Annotated in this window: 3 protein-coding genes; all 3 read left to right on the forward strand. The window is 61.2% G+C overall.

Annotated features, from left to right (window positions below):
• The coding region (locus C451_RS02235) for a hypothetical protein (RefSeq protein ID WP_007737199.1) at positions 1-446 on the forward strand (446 nt) is incomplete at its 5' end.
• The gene (locus C451_RS02240; RefSeq protein ID WP_007737201.1) at positions 443-625 is read left to right on the forward strand and encodes a hypothetical protein; all 183 of its coding nucleotides are present in this window, start codon (positions 443-445) and stop codon (positions 623-625) included. The genes C451_RS02235 and C451_RS02240, both read left to right, overlap by 4 nt.
• 692 nt (positions 626-1,317) lie before the next feature.
• A partial coding sequence (locus C451_RS02255; protein WP_007737207.1) for a hypothetical protein occupies positions 1,318-1,878 on the forward strand: 561 nt, incomplete at its 3' end.

Genomic DNA, 1,878 nt, shown 5'->3' on the forward strand with positions numbered 1-1,878 from the left:
TAGCCACAGAATCTGTGGCCGGTGTTCAGACCACCGACCACGTGGGCAGTCCGTATCGAGTCGACCAGCCCATGTCCATAGAGACACACGGCAGTCTTGAAACTGCCGACCGACGAGTTGCATCGACCGCTGACCAGCCACAACCCAAGCGAACGCTCACGCTCGATACCGCGACGCCGGTCGCCTGTACTGGCGCGACGGTGATCTTCTGTGAGTGCTATAGACAGACGCCACACGGCCAGCGTTACGACGGCGATATCCCGCTGTTCATCCTGAATGTCTCCAATGAGGACGCTGTTCGCTCACAGCTCGCCGCCGCGAACTACCGGGACGTCGATATCGAGCGCGCGTTCAAGAACGGACGCTGGCTCCATCACAACAGTCCGGAGCGTGCGCTGACAGCCGTTTCGTATGCTGAATCTCACGACCAGGAGGAGCGGCGATGACCCTTCAGTGTACGTGTGGGTCGTACACCCTCACGATCACCGTCCAGTCCTATCCCGAGAACGGCACGGCCTACGAGAGCTACGAGTGTGAGGTCTGCGGGCGGACCGGATCGTTCACCCACGATACTACGACCGCTCGTACCACGCTTTCTGGCGCAATCAGGAGCGATGACGAATGACCGTCGCTGGGATCGATGCGATCGAACAGACCCTCACCGGATGGAGCGTCGGCGTCGGTGAAACGGCGCTCTGTCAGCACTGTAAGACCACACTCCGTGAAGGGAGTGCGATCACTGTCTACGCTTACCGCCGTGCCGGTGAACAGCTGGTGTCCGTCGCGCGCCTCTACTGTAGCGAGTGTGACCGTCGCTCGATCGAACATCCCACCTGTGGCTGTTCTGAGTGGCTAGCCGAAGCGCGACTCGCACTCACCGCCGATGTTGCCCNGCCTCTACTGTAGCGAGTGTGACCGTCGCTCGATCGAACATCCCACCTGTGGCTGTTCTGAGTGGCTAGCCGAAGCGCGACTCGCACTCACCGCCGATGTTGCCCGTCAGTCACACGCCCTGACGCTGTGTAACGTCGCGATACTCGACGAGTACGGTCCCAGGACGGGTGACGATCCATGACTGCTGTGTTCGATGTCACAGCGACACCAGTCAGCTCTCGCCGCTTGCGATATCCATTGATACGGTCCCACGGAGCGACGACCGCATCGCCAGCCTGCCGGAGCCACGACGGCCGCTCGCTGGATCCGCCCGGCTGACGCCTTCTCACTCCCGTCGCTTCACGCAGCCACGAATCGCCCGCTAACGTACCACCCAAACTGGGAGTGGCAATCCCACTCCCGCAATCGAAACCCCGTTTATCCATGACCGACGACAGAGCTACCGGCACCGAACCAACCGGCCAGACCGAACACGCATCGTCCGAGTTGATCGCCCAACTGATCGATCGCGTCGAGACACTCGAAGCCGAGAACGAACGACTCCGCGACGACATCGACGAGCTTCGAGAGCGTCATCGCGAGGACTGTCATGCTCTCGCCCGCGAAAACCACGAGCTTCGCGACGCACAGCAACACCTGCAAGAGCGCGTCGCGAAAGCCGAGGAAAAAGACGGCTATCTGCTCGAGGATATCGTCGACCTCGAAGAGCAACTCGCCGATTTGGAAGCTCAACCGGCCCCACAGGACGAACGCACCGACGGCGACAGCACGCCTGACCGTCCTGCTCTCACCCCGATCGAACGCGTTGCCAAGCTAGAGACCGAGGAAGTGAGCATCAACGTGACGCCATCCATCGAGCGTGCCGTCGTCATCTTCGAGCACTGGCGCGAGTGGTCGAAAAAGACACCGAACGGCCGTGTGCTGAAAGACGGCCTCAAGGAGCTACTCTGTACCGCAACCGACGAACGACTCGCATGGCGGCAG

This window comes from Halococcus thailandensis JCM 13552 (assembly GCF_000336715.1).
Lineage (GTDB): Archaea > Halobacteriota > Halobacteria > Halobacteriales > Halococcaceae > Halococcus > Halococcus thailandensis.

Bases quoted from the DNA above. Each gene is read 5' to 3' on its own strand.
- C451_RS02240 (WP_007737201.1), top strand. From the start codon at position 443: ATGACCCTTCAGTGTACGTGTGGGTCGTACACCCTCACGATCACCGTC.